The organism is Achromobacter sp. Marseille-Q0513, from assembly GCF_018195695.1.
Lineage (GTDB): Bacteria > Pseudomonadota > Gammaproteobacteria > Burkholderiales > Burkholderiaceae_B > Achromobacter.
Map to the genome: position 1 here is coordinate 1 of NZ_JAGTJY010000646.1, position 333 is coordinate 333.

General features: G+C 46.5%; 1 protein-coding gene. It reads left to right on the plus strand.

What is annotated here, in order from left to right:
* Positions 1–150 precede the first annotated feature (150 nt).
* Positions 151–333: MAE_28990/MAE_18760 family HEPN-like nuclease (locus KDH83_RS32140; protein ID WP_212323264.1), on the plus strand; the 183-nt coding region annotated here is incomplete at its 3' end.

A 333-nucleotide genomic window follows, 5' to 3' on the forward strand; every position in this document is an offset into this window, starting at 1 on the left:
TCTGGATTGCGAGCACGTGAGCGCATGGTCAGGGTTTTGCCGGCAGTTGAGCGTGTGCTGAATGGTTTTCTAGAAACTACAAAATCAAGTGCGGTAAAGACTAAAGTGGCAACAAAGAGGTCAGGTAAGTTAGCCGGAAGATCATGAATCATGAAGCAGGTGGCGGATTTTCAAGATGCTATTCAAAGTGAGCTTGCATGGCGAAAACATGAAATTAGCGCCATAAAACTGTCTGCGGTGCGCGCGAAAGAAACTGCCTCTCATGTCTTTAGATCGGGCCAGATCATATTGTGTGCCCATTGGGAGGGGTTTTTAAAATGTTCAACCCGTATG